General features: G+C 61.9%; 13 protein-coding genes. 10 read left to right on the forward strand and 3 right to left on the reverse strand.

What is annotated here, in order from left to right; translation table 11 throughout:
- Positions 1-65: 65 nt before the first annotated feature.
- Positions 66-821, forward strand: coding sequence for a DNA-binding transcriptional repressor GlpR (gene glpR / locus J3A98_RS18690; protein WP_176683657.1), 756 nt, complete (start codon positions 66-68; stop codon positions 819-821).
- 303 nt (positions 822-1124) lie between these two features.
- Positions 1125-2663 (forward strand): glycerol-3-phosphate dehydrogenase, encoded by a 1539-nt coding sequence (gene glpD, locus J3A98_RS18695; RefSeq protein ID WP_209967720.1) that lies wholly within the window; start codon positions 1125-1127, stop codon positions 2661-2663.
- 27 nt (positions 2664-2690) lie between these two features.
- Here the strand turns inward: glpD and J3A98_RS18700 are convergent, their stop codons facing one another.
- Positions 2691-7013 (reverse strand): NEL-type E3 ubiquitin ligase domain-containing protein, encoded by a 4323-nt coding sequence (locus J3A98_RS18700; RefSeq protein ID WP_209967722.1) that lies wholly within the window; start codon positions 7011-7013, stop codon positions 2691-2693.
- A gap of 343 nt (positions 7014-7356) precedes the next feature.
- Here J3A98_RS18700 and J3A98_RS18705 point away from each other — a divergent pair, with 343 nt between their 5' ends.
- From J3A98_RS18705 to J3A98_RS18730, 6 genes are all read left to right on the forward strand, one after another.
- Positions 7357-8274 (forward strand): glutamate/aspartate ABC transporter substrate-binding protein, encoded by a 918-nt coding sequence (locus J3A98_RS18705; RefSeq protein ID WP_209967724.1) that lies wholly within the window; start codon positions 7357-7359, stop codon positions 8272-8274.
- A gap of 145 nt (positions 8275-8419) precedes the next feature.
- Positions 8420-9166, forward strand: coding sequence for an amino acid ABC transporter permease (locus J3A98_RS18710; RefSeq protein WP_209967726.1), 747 nt, complete (start codon positions 8420-8422; stop codon positions 9164-9166).
- Positions 9167-9838: an ABC transporter permease subunit gene (locus J3A98_RS18715; protein ID WP_021781957.1), complete on the forward strand. Its 672-nt coding sequence runs from the start codon at positions 9167-9169 to the stop codon at positions 9836-9838.
- Positions 9835-10569: an amino acid ABC transporter ATP-binding protein gene (locus tag J3A98_RS18720; RefSeq protein WP_012273899.1), complete on the forward strand. Its 735-nt coding sequence runs from the start codon at positions 9835-9837 to the stop codon at positions 10567-10569. Before J3A98_RS18715 ends, J3A98_RS18720 begins: the two co-directional genes overlap by 4 nt.
- Positions 10570-10636: 67 nt before the next feature.
- Positions 10637-12541, forward strand: coding sequence for an ATP-binding protein (locus J3A98_RS18725; protein ID WP_209967730.1), 1905 nt, complete (start codon positions 10637-10639; stop codon positions 12539-12541).
- Positions 12538-13866, forward strand: a complete 1329-nt coding sequence (locus J3A98_RS18730) for a sigma-54 dependent transcriptional regulator (protein ID WP_003254975.1) — start codon at positions 12538-12540, stop codon at positions 13864-13866. The genes J3A98_RS18725 and J3A98_RS18730 overlap by 4 nt, the downstream gene beginning before the upstream one ends.
- A 79-nt stretch (positions 13867-13945) precedes the next feature.
- On the opposite strand, the gene J3A98_RS18735 is transcribed toward J3A98_RS18730, so the two are convergent.
- Positions 13946-14941 carry an alpha/beta hydrolase gene (locus tag J3A98_RS18735; protein ID WP_209967732.1) on the reverse strand — a complete coding sequence of 332 codons (996 nt, stop codon included), beginning with the start codon at positions 14939-14941 and terminating at the stop codon, positions 13946-13948.
- Between the two features lie 195 nt (positions 14942-15136).
- Here J3A98_RS18735 and metR point away from each other — a divergent pair, with 195 nt between their 5' ends.
- The gene (gene metR / locus J3A98_RS18740; protein ID WP_021781953.1) at positions 15137-16054 is read left to right on the forward strand and encodes a transcriptional regulator MetR; all 918 of its coding nucleotides are present in this window, start codon (positions 15137-15139) and stop codon (positions 16052-16054) included.
- Here the strand turns inward: metR and J3A98_RS18745 are convergent.
- The gene (locus tag J3A98_RS18745; protein WP_176683665.1) at positions 16038-16451 is read right to left on the reverse strand and encodes an NUDIX domain-containing protein; all 414 of its coding nucleotides are present in this window, start codon (positions 16449-16451) and stop codon (positions 16038-16040) included. The genes metR and J3A98_RS18745 overlap by 17 nt on opposite strands.
- A 391-nt stretch (positions 16452-16842) precedes the next feature.
- On the opposite strand from J3A98_RS18745, the gene J3A98_RS18750 reads away from it, so the two are divergent.
- A complete protein-coding gene (locus J3A98_RS18750; RefSeq protein WP_028697979.1) occupies positions 16843-18462 on the forward strand; it encodes an FMN-binding glutamate synthase family protein in 1620 nt (539 codons plus the stop codon).
- Positions 18463-18473: the final 11 nt, after the last annotated feature.

The raw sequence follows: 18473 nt of genomic DNA on the forward strand, positions 1-18473 counted from the left end.
CTGGCCGTCATCCCTTTCCTACGGCATCATTGCAGAATTTGTCCGGCAGCCCAAAAGGACCGCCCATGAATCTGCCCCCCCGCCAACAACAAATCCTCGAACTGGTGCGCGAACGCGGCTATGTCAGTATCGAGGAAATGGCGCAGCTATTCGTTGTCACTCCCCAGACCATCCGGCGCGACATCAACCAGCTTGCCGAGCTCAACCTGCTGCGCCGTTACCACGGCGGTGCGGCTTACGATTCGAGCATCGAAAATACCGCCTACGCCATGCGTGCCGACCAGATGCGCGACGAAAAACAGCGCATTGCCGACGCCGTGGCCCGACAGATTCCCGACCATGCCTCGCTGTTCATCAACATCGGCACCACCACCGAATCGATTGCCCGGGCACTGCTCAACCACAGCCACCTGAAAGTAATCACCAACAACTTGCATGTGGCTGCGATCCTGGCCGCCAAGGACGATTTCGAAGTGCTGGTGGCGGGTGGCACGGTGCGCCGAGATGGTGGTGTAGTCGGCCAGGCCAGTGTCGATTTCATCAACCAGTTCAAAGTCGACTTCGCTCTGGTGGGCATCAGCGGTATCGACGAGGATGGCAGCCTGCTCGATTTCGACTATCAGGAAGTGCGCGTGTCGCAAGCCATCATTGCCAATGCCCGACAAGTGATTCTCGCGGCTGACTCCAGCAAGTTCGGGCGCAATGCCATGGTACGTCTGGGCTCAATCGACCTGGTCGACTGCCTGGTGACCGACCAGGCTCCTACCCCACCCCTTACCCAATTGTTGAACCAGAACAAGATCAGGCTTGAGGTGGTTTAAGGCTTGTGGGCGCATGCCGCCAGGTTCGTGGCGGCTGTGAAACCAGGCGCCGTCCGCGCGGCGCATCGCCAGCGAAGCTAACGCCTGCATCTGTTTCGGGCCAGTTATTCCTGAGGCAGAGGCGCGCCCCAACCAGAACCCAAGCCGTATCCTCCTGAATTTTCACAAATGTTCACTTTATTGTCATTTGATCAGTCTTTTCTATAAAAACTGGCTAGCGACCGGCTTTCTATTGCGCTAGTATTTTCGAAAGCGAACATTAATGTTCATATTCGATATGAACAGCACCAGGAGGCCTTGCCCGTGTCCCAGCCAGTTTCGTCCCAGCCCCCAACAGCCGACTGCTATGATATTGCCGTAATCGGCGGTGGCATCAATGGCGTGGGCATAGCTGCCGACGCCGCTGGTCGCGGCTTGAAGGTCTTCCTTTGCGAAAAGGACGACCTGGCCCAACACACGTCGTCAGCCAGCAGCAAACTGATTCACGGTGGCTTGCGCTACCTGGAGCACTACGAATTTCGCCTCGTACGCGAGGCCCTGGCTGAACGCGAAGTGCTGCTGGCCAAGGCGCCGCACATCGTCAAACCTATGCGCTTCGTGCTTCCGCACCGCCCGCACCTGCGCCCTGCCTGGATGATCCGCGCCGGCCTGTTCCTCTACGACCACCTGGGCAAGCGCAAGCGCCTGGGCGCCTCGCGTAGCCTGCGCTTCGGCCCGGGCTACCCGCTGAAGCCAGCAATCACCCGCGGCTTCGAATACGCCGACTGCGCTGTCGATGACGCTCGCCTGGTGGTACTCAACGCCATGGCGGCCCGTGAGCTAGGCGCACATATCCACACCCGCACCCGCTGCTTGCGCGCCGAACGTGTAGAGGGCTTGTGGCAGGTAGAACTGCAGCACGCCGATGGCACCCTCCAGACGATCCATGCCCGCGCACTGGTCAACGCCGCCGGCCCGTGGGTGGCCAGCTTCATCAAGGACGACCTCAAGCTCGAGGCGCCTTACGGCATCCGCCTGATCCAGGGCAGCCACATAATCGTGCCGCGCCTGTATGAAGGCGAACATGCCTACATTCTGCAGAACGAAGACCAGCGCATCGTCTTCTGCATCCCGTACCTGGACCGCTTTACCCTGATCGGCACCACTGACCGGGAATACAGCGGCGACCCGGCCATGGTCGCCATTACCGAGCAGGAAACACATTACCTGTTGAAGGTGGTCAACGAGCACTTCAACCATCAACTGAGCCCAGCCGACATCCTGCATACCTACTCCGGCGTTCGGCCATTGTGCAACGATGAGTCGGACAACCCTTCGGCGGTGACCCGGGACTACACACTCGCGCTTTCGGCAGAGGAAGGCCAGGCACCGCTGCTGTCAGTGTTCGGCGGCAAGCTCACCACCTACCGCAAGCTGGCCGAATCGGCCATGGTTGAACTCAAGCCCTTCTTCACCCAGATGCGCGGCGCCTGGACTGCCAGTGCGCCACTGCCGGGCGCAGAGGGCATGACAACGGTACAGGCGCTGATCGATGCCGTGCTGGCACGTTGCGGCTGGTTGCCTGTTGACCTGGCCAAACGCTGGGTGCTCACCTACGGCAGCCGCGTGTGGCGGCTGCTCGATGGCGTTCACGGCCCCGAGGACCTCGGGCAGGCTATCGGGGCCGGGCTGTTCACCCGCGAGGTGGACTACCTGCTGGAGGAGGAATGGGCAGAGCAAACCGCTGACATTATCTGGCGTCGCACCAAGCTGGGCCTGTCGCTGACCGCGCAGGAGCAGAGGGCTCTGGAGGCGTATCTGCAGCAAGCCCGCAAGGTGCGCGCGAATAGTCGCGCAGCCTGATATTGACGGTGAAGCCCTCTTGATTCGTCAAGGGGGCGTATTCGCCCAGCGCTCATAGGCTTCACGCGCCAAACGTGCCAGCAATGCCCGCTCGCTGCGATCGTAATCAGCCTTCAGTGCTTCACAGCGTTGCAGAAACTCGCTTTCGTTGATCACTTGCTCATCTACCTGAGCCTGCAGGGCTTCCATGCGCTGGTGCAGTGGCTGTACCAGTTCTTCAAATCGCTGCGCATGAAACTCTCGCGCGTATTGCTCCCAGAAAGGCCGCTGTGCCAACGAGGCTATCAGGGCATCCGTCGACTCATTTTGCAAAACCGCGTCCTGGACTCGCAGCACGTCGCTGGTGGTTACGTTTGCAAAACCCGGGTAATGCATTTCGTCGAGCTCGATCGGCAAGCCCAAGGGACGCGCAAGCCGCTGTCGGTAAAAAAGCCGTGTCTCGATTTCATCGATATGTGGAGCGTGCTCGGCATGCATGCGTTGCACGTGCAACGTCGCGTGACGGTCGACCTCGTCCAGGCGAAACAAACCACGCGCCAGGCTTAACAAACGAGCTTCCATCCGACTGCCATGAGCATCTTCGACGGCGCGCAGCACCAGAACCCCAAGTTCCATCTGCTCCAGCAACAGCAGCAGGCGGTCTTCACAACTGCGCCGGCCAGATGCCTCGAGAAACAACTGATGACGCAACTGCTCGTGCTGCTCACACGTTTCCAGAATCCGCCAGATACGGCTGCGGTAATGCCCTGGATGTTGTTCAAAGTCCTCGCCGTGGACGAAGTCTGCCAGAAAGCGAAACATTCCATCTGACTGCGGTTCCTCAAGCAGCGCTGTCCATATGGCCTGCTGGCGATCACGCTCGGCGTCGGCTGTACTGTTGGCCCAGGTGTTGAAAAGATCACTGTCAATGGCGCGATGGCGTGCGGACGCAGACCCCCACTGCCCCGGGGTTACACCTCGAGCCTCATCGAGCAGCAATGCGTCAGCTTCGCCTATTGGATTATCGTGCAAGGACAACTGGTGCACCTGCAGGCGCAGCTGCTGCACCTCTCGGCGCAGTGTGCGGATGTTGTTGTTACGCAAGTCTATGTGGGCACGAAATGAAATCCGCTCAGGCAACGCCTCAAGGCCGGCAGAGCGCAGGTTGACTTCACGCAAATTGCCCAGGCGCGTCAGTACCGGCGCCCTTCCCAGCGGGTTGTGGCTGAGGTCGAGGTACCGCAGCGCGCTCATTCCGGCAAGACGCAACTCACCGGCCTCATCCATGATCACGCTGTTGCGGCGCAGGTTTAGCTGCCGCAGGCGGGGCATATGTTCAATGCCGTGAGGGATCGCAGTCAGGCGATTGCCGGACAGGTCGAGCTCAATCAGGTTGGGAAAACGTCGAAGAAAGTCCCCATTGATTTCACCAAGGCGCAGGTCACTGAGGATCAGCCGTCGCACATGATCAAAGCGCACGCCCTCCGGTAATTCGGGCAGACTACCGATACGCTCTCCGCTGATGATCAGCGCGTAGTCCCCGGCCTCGTCGGTTATCTTGCGCCGCCAGCTTCGCCTTACGGCAGTAGCAACACGGCGGCGGCGTAGCGCGTCCAGTGGGTTACTGGCATCCCTGCGCCACTGGCGCAGGCTCTGACGCAGAAGCGTCAACTGCCCCGTGAGCTGGCTGTAGTGCTCCCACAACCCTACTCGCCGCTCCATGAGGTCAAGCAGATAGGCTTGTAGCTCCCCGTCTGTCATTGTCGGAAACACTTGGTGAATACCACGCCCTATGGCACGCCGACTGCTCTCCCCTCGCCCACTCAAGGCATACCCGATACGCCCATCCCCCAACCGGGTCGGGGGTCGCAGGCCAACGCCCATACGGGGCATGCCACAGAGCTCAGCCGCTTGGGTACGATCACCGGCAGCGGCCTCGATCAGCAACGAGCCCAAGGCGCCTGGACTGACAGCAGCATCGCCGAGATCGGCTGTGTGCGTCTCGTCCAGCGCAGACAGCAGTGCCGCCAGGTAGGGGCCGGATGCGCCTTGACCGGCATAGCGGTAGCCGTCGCCGCGGCGCACGATACACCGTACATCCTGCGCAGACTCAGCGCCGATACCGGCCAGATACCGCCCACTCGGGCTACCTTCGCGCAGTTCGATGCGCAGGGCGTCCGGCCATTTCAGCTGACGCTTGAGCAAGCCCAAAGCCAGACGTTCGGTGTCAGGATTGACGCAACGCGGCAGGCGCAACCCCGCACAGGCCCTGTCCAGACGGCTTTCGCGCAGTGACCATCGTGCGCGCTCGGCCACTGCCAAAGGGATCCGCTGCGCGGCGCTGAGCATATCGAGCTGCGCACCGCTGCATTGCTGAAGCAGCTCACGCGTACAACGAGCCGACAGGCCCGGGAAAGTGCGCTGCAATATCCGCTCGATGCCATTGGGCTGCACTTGCCGGGCAGCAACGTACTGCGCCAGTTGCGGCGCGCTGAAATCCGGGTGTAATGCATGTGCCTGATAAAGCTCCAGGGCATCGAGCAATCGTGCAGGTGCACCCATGTGTTCGACGTGCAAACGGCGAATCTGCGCCTCACTCAGCCCTGTCACCTGGAGCAGATAGTCGCATGTCGCTTCCGGTAGCTCTGCCAGGGGCGTACTCAGGCGGCGTACCAGATTGGCCCGCCCTTCCCAGTATTGGGGAGCTTCGAGTTCATGGCGCCAGCCACCGGCGCCATTCTGCTCGATCACCGGCCGGTAGGCGCTGGGACGACCAGGGTGCAGGATCCTGGCGCGACCATCCTGCGGGTCCTCCATCACCCGATAGCGGCCGCTATCGAGGTGCCATAACCATTCCTGTGCGCCGACACCACGCAAAGGTTGGGCATCGTAACCCGGTAGATCCATGGCCATGAGCTTGACCTTGCCTGCGGAGGTGCACACCGGTGCCAAGTCATCCACAAAGGCCAGACGCTCAAGGGCACGCACGGCCACTTGGCTGCCGGCTGCGATCATCCCGCCGACCACCACGTTTTCGGCAACGTTGAACAGGTGGTTCAACGCCCCTTCGCGATCACCTATGCGCCAATCTGCATATCCTTCATAAACCTCGTCAGCGATCTGAACCGCGTTTGCCACCAGCAGCACCTCGCCAAGTACCGGCACGAAGGCCCCCGCCACGCTCAGCAAATTCATACCCAGCTCTTTGTAGCCCTGCATGCGCGCTTCGCGGTCTTCGTCATCTTCGACATCGGTGGGCACCGCGAGCACCTTGGCGTCATCCTTGATCTTGGCGAGGTATTGCCGGCGCAGGTGTACGAACGGCGCGTCAGCGATCGGTGCAGAACGGGCGTCGAGTTCCACCCCGGCTGTCGATGCCTGCGCGACCCGTTCGTTCAATACCCGATAGAAATTGATGCGCTCACGCTCGGTAATGAAGCGCGCGAAAAAGCGCCGATAGGCCGGCGCACGGAAGCGCTTACCGAGGTACTTGTCGAGTGCATCCCAGCTGGCATGACGGGAGACGGGCTGATGAGGGTCATCGGGTATCCAGAGCACCACCGACGCCACTGCGCCATCAGCTGAGGGACGCACTTCCAGCGCCAGCACGCCTTGAACCGGGCGGCCCAGCAGGTACAACTGCCGGGGGACCACAGTGCCAACCAGCGCAGGCACCACCGGTTTTTCGGCAATATGTGGCAACAGAAGAAAATACGTGCGTTCGTCAATGTCCTGTTTCAACGCAGCGATCCGCATCGCCACCTCGAAATGGGCCTTGAAACTCGCTTCGAACAGCCCGTGCAAGCGGGAAATGGCCTGGCCCGGTTCATCCTCCAGGCCGTCTTCAGGCTGCAGATGGTGCGTGAGCAACGCTTGGTACTTGCCACCTGCATCGACCTCGCGACACGCGGAGGCAAACGCGTGGAAGCTCATCGGCAGGCGGTTACCATTGCCATCGACCAGTTCCCCTCTGCGCATCAGCCCGGGGCGTGTCTCCCTGCGATGATAGTTATGCAGCGCCGCCTCCAGCAACGACCGCCTGGAGCGGCGAACATAGGTAGGCCGCAGCAGCGCAGGCGAAGCGCTGGGCAGCAACAGACGCTGCGAGACCCGTACCTTCCAGCCCGTCACGTCCGGGTTGCTGAGGCCGCTCTTGCGCAGTTTCGTTTTGAGCAACTCTGCTGCGTAGGCCTGCAAAGAAGGGATGGCCTGGAGGATCGGGCCAAGCCGCGCATTGCAGTGCGCCTGGCGACGCAGGGCGTTACGTAACGCATCGAGCCTTTCCGGTTGCACGTGGTCGACTAGCCATCCAGGCAAGTTTTGGGCAATCAGGCTATCGATGGAATCGTTCGGGGGCTGGTGCGGTGACATCTGTGAAGCTCTCCAGACAAAGAGGAGAGCACACTACGTCTGCGCCCTTGCCGCGCACTGCATAGTTACCACAAGCGATACCGGGATGCGCGGCAGCCCATGCGCTCGGATAACGTTCGGATTACCGAACGAGCAAGCCCTGTTTATTCGGCCTGACGAACCCCAGAGAGAGGTCGAGACTGTCAAGCGCGAGCAATACCAGTGGTTTAAGGTCGACAGCAGGGCTTGGCACGAGTCATGCTCTACACTTGGTAGCCGAATGCACCCGCTTCTTGCTGTATTCGTTGAACGAAGAGTCCGCCAACGGCTCCATAAAAAAAACAAACACGTCGAGGAAAATTTGATGCGTATCGTTCGTCAATTGCTGGGCGCAGCCATCGCGGCTGCAGTCATCGCTTCGCCGGCCATGGCCGAGGAGCTCACCGGCACCCTGAAGAAGATCAAGGAATCGGGCACCATCACGCTGGGGCACCGCGACTCCTCCATTCCATTTTCCTACCTGGCCGGCAAACCCGAGCCCGTCGGTTATTCGCATGACATCCAGCTGGCTGTCGTCGACGCGCTGAAGAAGCAACTGGGCACGGACATCAAGGTCCGTTACAACCTGGTCACCTCGCAAACCCGTATTCCGCTGGTGCAGAACGGCACCGTCGACCTGGAGTGCGGCTCCACCACCAACAACGTCGAGCGCCAACAACAGGTCGGCTTCTCGGTCGGCATCTTCGAAGTCGGTACCCGCCTGTTGACCAAGGTCAAGGACGGTCAACCTGCATACAAAGACTTCCCGGACCTGGCCGGCAAGAACGTGGTGACCACCGCCGGTACCACCTCCGAGCGCATCCTCAAGGCGATGAACGCCGACAAGCAGATGAAGATGAACGTGATTTCCGCCAAGGACCACGGTGAAGCCTTCAACATGCTCGAAAGCGGCCGCGCCGTGGCCTTCATGATGGATGACGCCCTGCTCGCCGGTGAAATGGCCAAGGCGCGCAAGCCAAAAGACTGGGTCATCACCGGTACGCCACAGTCGTATGAAATCTACGGCTGCATGGTGCGCAAGGAAGACGCTGCGTTCAAGAAAGCGGTCGACGACGCCATCGTTGCCTACTTCAAGTCGGGCGAAGTCAACAAGAGCTATGACAAGTGGTTCATGCAGCCGATCCCGCCTAAAGGTCTGAACCTCAACTTCGAGATGAGCGAAGAGCTGAAAAAACTGATCGCCGAGCCGACCGACAAGGCCGCGGACGAGAAGAAGTCCTGATCCTCAGCAAATAGTGGCCTGGTGCTCACAAGCACGAATCAATTCTGCAGGCCACTCATTAGTGTCTAACCTTTCATCCGAGGGCGCCTTGCGCCCCCGGATGCTCGAAGGTGCCCGTGAAACAACCGTCTGAGGGGAAATCCCGATGAATTACAACTGGGACTGGGGCGTGTTCTTCAAGTCCACCGGCGTGGGCAGCGAAACCTATCTGGACTGGTACTTCACCGGCCTGGGCTGGACCATCGCCATCGCCATCACCGCCTGGATCATCGCGCTGCTGCTGGGGTCACTCCTCGGCGTCATGCGTACCGTGCCGAACCGCCTGGTATCGGGTATCGCCACCGCCTACGTGGAACTGTTCCGCAACGTACCGCTGTTGGTGCAATTGTTCATCTGGTACTTCCTGGTACCCGACTTGCTGCCAGAAGGCTTGCAGGAATGGTTCAAGCAGGACCTCAACCCGACCACTTCGGCACTGATCAGCGTGGTCATCTGCCTGGGCCTGTTCACCGCCGCACGCGTCTGTGAGCAAGTGCGTACCGGTATCCAGGCGCTGCCCAAAGGCCAGGAAGCTGCCGCCCGTGCCATGGGCTTCAGCCTCCCGCAAATCTACAACAATGTGCTGCTGCCACAGGCCTACCGGATCATCATTCCGCCGCTCACCTCCGAGTTCCTCAACGTGTTCAAGAACTCCTCGGTGGCGTCGCTGATCGGCCTGATGGAGCTGCTGGCGCAGACCAAACAGACCGCTGAGTTTTCCGCCAACCTGTTCGAGGCGTTCACCCTGGCCACGCTGATCTACTTCACCCTGAACATGGGCCTGATGCTGCTCATGCGCATGATCGAGAAGAAAGTCGCCGTGCCTGGCCTGATCTCCGTGGGGGGCAAGTAAATGGAAATGGATTTCAGCGAAATCATCCCCGCCCTGCCTGCCCTCTGGGACGGCATGGTCATGACCCTCAAACTGATGGTCATGGGAGTCATCGGCGGTATCGTGCTGGGCACCATCCTGGCCCTGATGCGCCTGTCGTCGAGCAAACTGCTGTCGAACCTGGCCGGTGCCTACGTCAACTACTTCCGCTCGATCCCGCTGCTGCTGGTGATCACCTGGTTCTACCTGGCGGTGCCGTTCGTGCTGCGCTGGATCACCGGCGAAGATACCCCGGTGGGTGCCTTCACCTCCTGCGTGGTCGCCTTCATGATGTTCGAGGCCGCGTACTTCTGCGAAATCGTCCGCGCCGGCGTGCAGTCGATCTCCAAGGGCCAGATGGGCGCCGCACAAGCACTGGGCATGAACTACGCGCAGACCATGCGCCTGATCATCCTGCCCCAGGCCTTCCGCAAGATGACCCCGCTGCTGCTGCAGCAGAGCATCATCCTGTTCCAGGACACCTCGCTGGTGTACACCGTGGGCCTGGTCGACTTCCTCAACTCGGCTCGCTCCAACGGCGACATCATCGGGCGCTCCCATGAGTTCCTGATCTTCGCCGGCGTCGTCTATTTCATCATCAGCTTCTCCGCTTCGTGGCTGGTCAAGCGCCTGCAAAAAAGGATCACCGTATGATTTCCATCAAGAACGTCAACAAGTGGTACGGCGACTTCCAGGTACTGACCGATTGCAGCACCGAGGTCAAGAAAGGTGAGGTAGTGGTGGTCTGTGGCCCGTCGGGCTCGGGCAAGTCCACCCTGATCAAGTGCGTCAATGCACTGGAGCCGTTCCAGAAGGGCGACATCGTGGTCGATGGCACCTCGATTGCCGACCCGAAGACCAACCTGCCTAAGCTGCGCTCGCGAGTGGGCATGGTGTTCCAGCACTTCGAGCTGTTTCCGCACCTGACCATCACCGAGAACCTGACCATTGCCCAGCGCAAGGTCCTGGGCCGCAGCGAGGCAGAAGCCACCAAGAAAGGCCTGGCCCTGCTTGACCGTGTAGGCCTCAGTGCCCATGCCAAGAAACACCCTGGCCAGCTCTCTGGTGGCCAGCAGCAGCGCGTGGCAATCGCCCGCGCCCTGGCGATGGACCCGATCGTCATGCTGTTCGACGAACCCACCTCGGCACTGGACCCGGAAATGGTCAGCGAGGTACTGGACGTGATGGTGCAATTGGCCCACGAAGGCATGACCATGATGTGCGTAACCCACGAAATGGGCTTTGCCCGCAAAGTCGCCAACCGGGTCATCTTCATGGACAAGGGCAGTATCATCGAAGACTGCACCAAGGAAGAGTTCTTCGGTGACCAGAGCGCCCGCGACCAGCGCACCCAGCACTTCCTCAGCAAGATCCTGCAGCACTGACCCGGCCACAGCTTCCGCTGCCAGGGACCACCAGGCAGCGGAAGCTGGTCGTTACAAGGCCACTGTGATGAAATGCGACCCCTCGCTACTTCGCCCTGCCAAGCCTGCCGTGAATTCCCGCCTGATCCGTCAATTGCTGTTACCGCCGCTGATCATCCTGCTGATGGTCGGCCTGGGAATGGCTGGCTACCTGATCAGCGAGAGCAACGGCATCCGCACCCTCAGCGAAAACGGTGAACGCCAGCTGGAGCTGCACGCACGCACGGTCGAAAGCGAAATCAGCAAGTACACCTACTTGCCGAGCCTGCTGGAGCTGGAAGACAGCGTCTCGCACCTGCTCACCGACCCGGACGGCGGCTCACGCCAGACGGTCAATGAATACCTTGAAGGCCTGAATCGTCGCAGTCGCAGTCGGGCCATCTTCGTCCTCGACACCAATGGCCGGGTGCAGGCCACCAGCAACTGGCGCGATGCCGACTCGTTCCTGGGTGAAGACCTGTCGTTCCGCGCCTACTTCCAGACTGCCGTGCGCGGCGAACCCGGGCGTTTCTACGGCATCGGCAGTACCACGGGCGAGGCCGGCTATTACCTGGCCCATGGGCTTGAGGAGCACGGCAAGATCATAGGCGTTGCGGTGATCAAGGTGCGCCTGGACACCCTCGAGGAGCGCTGGCAGCGTGCCCGCCTGGAGGCATTCGTCAGCGACGAGAATGGCATCATCATCCTCTCCAGCGACCCGGCCCGGCGCCTTAAGTCGGTGCGCCCGCTGACCCCGCAAATCAAGGAGCGCCTGGCGCGAAGCCTGCAGTACTACTGGTGGCCGCTGAACGAATTGCAGCCTCTGGCCCGGGAGACCCTGGCCGATGGCGTGGAAAAACTGACCTTCCCGGCCAACACCGAAACCGCTCATGGCAAGCCGCACGAAGTGGCCTACCTGGCGCAAACCAGGCGCCTGGTCGACACGCCCTGGCATTTCACCCTGCTGACCCCCCTGCAGGACCTGCGTCGCGAGTCCATGGTGCAGGGCATTCTGGTGGGCGTGGCCTTTGCCTTGCTGGCGATCCTCGGCATTGCCTGGAACGAGCGGCGCAAAGTGATCGCCACCCGCCTGGCGGCCCGCGAAGCCCTTGAAGAAGCCAACAGCCAGCTGGAGCGGCGGATTGCCGAACGCACCGCCGACCTGCGCGCCAGCAACGAACGCCTGAAGGGCCAGATTCGCGAGCGCCGGCACGCCGAGCAGACCTTGCGCCACGCCCAGGATGAGCTGGTGCAGGCGGGCAAGCTGGCCGCCATCGGGCAAATGTCCACCAGCATTGCCCACGAGCTGAACCAGCCACTGGCTGCGCTGCGCACCTTGTCTGGCAATACTGTGCGTTTCCTCGAGCGCGGGGCGCTGGAAACCGCCAGTACCAACCTGCGCACCATGAATGACCTGATCGACCGTATGGGCCGCATCACCGCCAGCCTGCGCTCGTTCGCCCGGCGCAGCGATGACAGCGGCCAGGCTTCACTGGCCAAGGCGGTGGAGGCCACCCTGCAGGTGCTGGCCAACCGCATCAGTGCCTGTCACTTGAAATTGCACCACCAGTTCGAGGACCAGCAACTGGCCATCGACCAGACCCGCCTGGAGCAGATTCTGGTCAACCTGATCGGGAATGCCCTTGACGCCATGGCCGCGCAACCGCAGCCTGAGCTGTGGCTGGAAGGCGAGTTGCAGGGCGACAAGTACCGTTTGCAGGTGCGCGACAACGGCCATGGCATCGACGCCGAGGCGCGCAAGCACCTGTTTGAACCCTTCTTTACCACCAAACCGGGTGAGCATGGCCTGGGCCTGGGCCTGACCCTGTCGGCGAGCCTTGCTGCCGCCGCCAAGGGAAGCCTCAACGTCGAGCATCCCGCCACCGGCGGCACAGCCTTCGTCCTGGCCCTGCCTCTGGTTTTCCCCCCTAGCGAATCGGCAGAGCATCCATGAACCAAGCGCCTCTTACCGTCCTGATCGTCGAAGACGACCCGCATGTGCTGCTCGGCTGCCAGCAGGCGCTGGCCCTGGAGGATATCGCCTGCGAGGGCGTAGGCAGCGCCGAACAGGCGCTGGAACGCATCGGCGACGATTTCGCCGGCATTGTCGTCAGCGATATCCGTCTGCCGGGTATTGATGGCCTGGAGCTGCTCAATCGCCTCAAGGCCCGTGACCGCAGCCTGCCAGTGGTGCTGATCACTGGCCATGGCGATATCGACATGGCCGTTGGCGCCATGCGTAACGGCGCCTATGACTTCATGGAAAAACCGTTCTCCCCCGAGCGCCTGGTCGACGTGGTACGCCGCGCGCTGGAACAGCGCGGGCTGTCACGCGAAGTGGTGGCCCTGCGCCGCCAGCTGGCCGAACAGAGCAGCCTGGAGGGGCGCATCATTGGTCGCTCACCGGCCATGGAGCACTTGCGCGAACTGATCGCCAACGTCGCCGACACCTCAGCCAACGTGCTGATCGAAGGTGAGACCGGCACCGGCAAAGAGCTGGTCGCGCGCTGCCTGCATGACTTCAGCCGCCGCCAGAGCCACCCGTTCGTGGCGCTGAACTGTGGCGGCCTGCCGGAAAACCTGTTTGAAAGCGAGATATTCGGCCACGAGGCCAACGCCTTTACCGGTGCCGGCAAACGCCGTATCGGCAAGATCGAACACGCCAATGGCGGCACGCTGTTCCTCGATGAAGTGGAGAGCATGCCGATCAACCTGCAGATCAAGCTGCTGCGCGTACTGCAGGAGCGCACTCTGGAGCGACTGGGCTCGAACCAGAGCATCCCGGTGGATTGCCGGGTGATCGCCGCGACCAAGGCCGACCTCGATGCCTTGGGCCAGAGCGGCCAATTCCGCAGTGACCTGTATTACCGGCTGAATGTGGTAACCCTGGAGCTGCCACCGCTGCGTGAGCGCCGTGAAGACATTCTGCAGTTGTTCGAACACTTCCTGCAGCAATCGGCCCTGCGCTTCGACCGGGAAACACCGACACTGGACAGCCAGACCCTGTCGCGCCTGATGGCCCATGACTGGCCGGGCAACGTGCGCGAGTTGCGCAACGTGGCCGAACGCTATGCCCTCGGCCTGCCAGCGTTCAAGAAAGGCCCCAGCGGTGGTGCCAACCAAGGCCTGCTTTTTGCCGAGGCGGTGGAAGCATTCGAACGCAACCTGCTCACTGATGCCCTGCAACGCACCGGCGGCAACCTGAGCCAGGCCAGCCAGGAACTGGGCATGGCCAAGACCACGCTGTTCGACAAAGTGAAAAAATACGGCCTCGGCTGACCTGAACCCAAACTGGAAAGCCTGAGATCGGAGCAGCACCTGTGAGAGCGGGCAAGCCCGCGAAGAAGCCGGCGCGGATTCAAAGCCCTGCGATGTGCGTGACCTCTTGCCTATGCGCCTGCAAATAAGGCAACACCGCCCCCAGCAGCGGCGCCTTGAACGGCTCTTGAAAACGGTGCGCCAGCCCCGGGATCAAGCGCAATTGGCTACCTTGAATATGCGCCGCCAGGTGCACGCCATGCATCACCGGCAATAACGGGTCAGCCGTACCGTGTACCACCAGGGTCGGCACGCGCAGTTGGTTGAGCAACTCGACACGGCTCGGCTCGGCCAGTATCGCCATGATCTGGCGCTTGGCGCCGTCCGGGTTGAACGCCCGGTCGTAGGCCATTGCCGCCTGATGCAGCAACACGTCACGGTCGTCGTGCACTTCCGGGCTGCCCAAGGCCGCCAGCAGGTCGGCCTGCTGCTCGATAGCCACTTCGCGGTTCGGTGCGCTGCGCCGGGCCAGCAACTGCACCAACGCCGGGTCCGGTGCCGGCAAACCCGCCGCCCCTGAACTGGACATGATCAGCGTCAGGCTGCGCACACGCTCGGGCGCCATCGCCGCCAGATGCTGGGCAATCATGCCGCCCATGCTCACCCCCAAGACATGAAACTGGCGCACGCCCAACACGTCCATCAGGCGCAAGCCGTCATCTGCCATATCAGTCAGCGTATAGGGCGCCGACACAGGCAGGCCCAGCTTGTAACGCAACAGCTCGAGCGTCAGGTTGGCGTGCGGTGGCACCTGGTTCCAGCGTGACAGGCCGACATCGCGGTTGTCATAGCGGATCACCCGAAAACCTTGTCGGCACAATGCCTCGACCACGTCGTCCGGCCAATGAATCAGCTGCCCGCCCAAGCCCATGACCAGCAGCAAGGCCGGGTCGCGTGGCGCTCCGACGCTCTGGTACACCAGGCTGACGGCACCCAGTTCAGCACGCTGCACCGGCACATGGGCGTCACAGCGCTGTTCGGCGAAACTCGCCGGTACGCTGAACAGGAAGAAAAGAAAAAGCCAAAAAGCCCGCATGAAAGAAACACCAGAATGCAGATCCCCAGTAGAGCGCGAGTCTGATGAATTCTGTTCGGGCGCGCTGCCACAGTTCGGTGACAGTTTCATGACTCCCGCCAGGCGGTGCGACGATCGCCCAGTCGACAGATGTAGCATCATGAGAGAAACTCAACTCATTACCTGGTTCCTCTATTCCATACCCCGGAGTCATCTGTGCTGGAGATCCGTCACCTGAAAACCCTTCATGCCCTGCGCGAAGCCGACAGCCTGGTGGAGGCCGCCGAACGCCTGCACCTGACCCAGTCGGCGTTGTCGCACCAGTTCAAGGAGCTTGAAGAGCGCCTGGGCCTCCCGATTTTCGTGCGCAAGACCAAGCCGATCCGCTTCACCAGCGCCGGGCTGCGTCTGCTGCAACTGGCCGATGCCACCCTGCCGCTGCTGCGCGGTGCCGAGCGTGACATTGCACGCCTGGCCGGAGGCACTGCCGGGCGCCTGCACATGGCTATCGAATGCCACAGCTGCTTCCAGTGGCTGATGCCGACCATCGACCAGTTCCGTGATGCCTGGCCGGAAGTGGAACTGGACCTGGCCTCCGGCTTTGCCTTCGCCCCGCTGCCGGCCTTGGCCCGTGGCGACCTTGACCTGGTGGTGACCTCCGACCCGGTGGACCTGGCAGGCATCACTTATGTGCCGCTGTTCACCTACGAGGCGATGCTGGCAGTGGCCAACCAGCACCCGCTGGCCAGCAAGCCTTACATCGTGCCGCAAGACTTGCTCGACCAGACGCTGATCACCTACCCGGTGGAACGCGATCGCCTGGACATCTTCACCCGCTTCCTGGAGCCGGCCGATATCGAGCCAGCCGCCGTGCGCACCTCGGAGCTGACGGTGATGATGATGCAGCTGGTGGCCAGCGGCCGTGGCGTATGCGGCATGCCGCATTGGGCGCTGCACGAGTACAGCTCGCGCGGCTATGTGAAGGGCAAACGCCTGGGCGAGAAAGGCCTGTTTGCCACGCTTTATGCCGCCGTACGCACCGACATGCTCGATGCCCCATATATGCGCGACTTTTTGCTGACGGCCAAGGACACCTCGTTCGCCACCCTCGACGGTGTCAGCGCGGTGCGTTGAGCGCCTGGCGATACAGCGGCAGGATCAAGTCGCGGGTCAGGGGGGCCAGTTGCATGACGGGCGCCTGATCTGCTGCCAGCCAGACCACCTCCTCGATCTCTGCGGCCGGCACCACAGCAGCGGCGCTGTCGACACGGAACAGTTCAGCTTGCACTTCGAAGCCTGGCTCGTTGGCGGCGGGGGCACTGAACTGGCCCAGGTGCACGGCCTGAGCCGGGTCGATACGCAGGCCCAGTTCCTCGTGCAACTCGCGCACCAGCGCCTGTACCGGCGTTTCACCGGCATCGATCTTGCCGCCTGGCTGCATGAAAGCCTCGGTGCCACGCTTGCGCACCAGCAGGGTGCGGCCCTGAGGGTCGATCAGCAGGGCAGCGGCGATGCGGATGATGTTGGGCATGGGGGTGGGCTCGCTGAAAAAATGACCCGCGAGGATCCCATGGGGTCATTGGCCTGACAAGGCCGGTCATTCCTGTGCCGGCCTGACAGGCCAACTGGGCGTTACACGTATCTGGTCGAGGCGGCACGCTATTGAGCAGGATCGAAAATCTTGATCACAGCACGTCCCCCCCTGTAGGAGCGGGTTCACCCGCGAATGCGATGGTGAGGCTCCCGACGCATTCGCGGGTAAACCCGCTCCTACAGCGGTATGCGTTGCACCCAGGCAATTCGGCTCGGGTCGAGAATGATTTTCGCTACCCCGATTTTAATTTGCAGCGCCCGGCAACTTGGCTATGGTCGGGGTTTGCCCCCAGGCCCTGAGCCTGACCGCGCCATCGCAAGGACCCTGTATGAGCCTGTCACTTCTCAGTCGCTATGCCTTCTTCGCCGCCTGCGTGCTGTTCACCCTGGCGAGCATCCCCTTCAGCCACCACGAATGGTTGTGGCCGTTCACCCTGACCACTGGCATCCTCAGCCTGGTCGGCCTGTTCGATTTACTGCAGCAGCGCCACGCCGTACGCCGTAACTACCCGGTTCTTGGCAACATCCGCTATCTGGTCGAGGCCATTCGCCCGGAAATCCGCCAGTACCTGCTGGAGTCCGACAGCGATGCCCTGCCCTTCTCCCGCGCCCAGCGCTCGCTGGTGTATGCCCGGGCGAAGAACGAAGCCTCGGACAAACCTTTCGGCACCCTGATCGACGTATATGAATCCGGTTTCGAGTTCATCGGCCACTCCATGCGCCCGGCACCGCTGGCCGACCCGGCCAGCTTCCGCGTTATCGTTGGTGGGCCGCAGTGCAGCCAGCCGTATTCCGCGTCGATCTTCAACATTTCGGCCATGAGCTTCGGCTCGCTCAGCGCCAATGCCATCCGTGCGCTCAACCAGGGCGCCAAGCTGGGCAATTTCCACCATGACACCGGCGAGGGCAGCATCAGCCCCTACCATCGCGAACACGGTGGCGACCTGGTGTGGGAACTGGGCAGCGGCTACTTCGGGTGCCGCACGCCGGATGGGCGCTTCGATCCCGAACGCTTCGCCGCCCAGGCGCGCAGCCCTCAGGTGCGCATGATCGAGATCAAGATGAGCCAAGGTGCCAAGCCCGGCCACGGCGGCATACTGCCCAAACACAAGGTCACACAGGAAATTGCCGAAACCCGTGGCGTGCTGATGGGTGAGGATTGCATCTCGCCGTCGCGCCACAGCGCCTTCTCGACACCGATCGAAATGATGCAGTTCATCGCCCAGTTGCGTGAGCTGTCCGGCGGCAAGCCGGTGGGGTTCAAGTTCTGCCTGGGCCACCCGTGGGAATTCATGGGCATCGCCAAGGCCATGCTGGAAACCGGCATCCTGCCCGACTTCATCGTCGTCGATGGCAAGGAAGGTGGCACTGGCGCAGCGCCCGTGGAGTTCACCGACCATATCGGCGTACCCCTGCGTGAAGGCCTGCTGTTCGTGCACAACACCTTGGTCGGCCTGAACCTGCGCGACAAGATCAAGCTGGGCGCCAGCGGCAAGATAGTCAGTGCCTTCGACATCGCCAGCGTGCTGGCCATTGGTGCCGACTGGGCCAACTCTGCACGCGGCTTCATGTTCGCCATCGGCTGTATCCAGTCGCAAAGCTGCCACACCAACAAGTGCCCGACCGGCGTGGCCACACAAGATCCGCTGCGCCAGCGTGCGCTGGTGGTGCCCGACAAAGCCCAGCGGGTGCTGAACTTCCACCACAACACCTTGCGTGCCTTGGCAGAAATGCTGGCGGCGGCAGGCCTGGAGCACCCGGCTCAACTGGAGGCCAAGCACCTGGTGCGGCGCATTTCGGCCACCGAGATCAAGCTGTTCTCGCAGATGCATGTGTTCTTGAAGCCAGGTGAGTTGCTGACCGGCGAGGTGAACGGGCAGTTCTATTCGCGGATGTGGCAACTGGCTCGGGCGGACAGTTTCGAGCCGCACAGCGAAGTGGCGGCCTGACGGAACGCTGG

The organism is Pseudomonas sp. BP6 (assembly GCF_017875935.1).
Lineage (GTDB): Bacteria > Pseudomonadota > Gammaproteobacteria > Pseudomonadales > Pseudomonadaceae > Aquipseudomonas > Aquipseudomonas putida_Y.